The following is a 312-nucleotide window of genomic DNA, read 5'->3' on the forward strand; positions in this document are numbered from 1 at the left end:
TTGATTCGAGTGGCGTGCTCACACAGATTGTCTGATAGAAAGTAACGAGCAGAAATACCTTTATAGGCTTGTAGCTCAGGTGGTTAGAGCGCACCCCTGATAAGGGTGAGGTCGGTGGTTCAAGTCCACTCAGGCCTACCACTTCTTCGAAGTGGAAAAGGTACTGCACGTGACTGTATGGGGCTATAGCTCAGCTGGGAGAGCGCCTGCCTTGCACGCAGGAGGTCAGCGGTTCGATCCCGCTTAGCTCCACCATATAGTCCGGTATTTAATACTTCAGAGTATATTGGCGACAGTATGCTGCGAAGTATT

Annotated in this window: 2 tRNA genes; both read left to right on the forward strand. The window is 50.3% G+C overall.

What is annotated here, in order from left to right:
* Nucleotides 1-64: 64 nt before the first annotated feature.
* A tRNA-Ile gene (locus tag N6G83_RS54660) sits at nt 65-141 on the forward strand.
* Between the two features lie 38 nt (nt 142-179).
* Nucleotides 180-255: transfer RNA gene (locus tag N6G83_RS54665), tRNA-Ala, on the forward strand.
* Nucleotides 256-312 lie beyond the last annotated feature (57 nt).

The sequence above is a fragment of the Serratia sp. PL7 genome, from assembly GCF_945957435.1.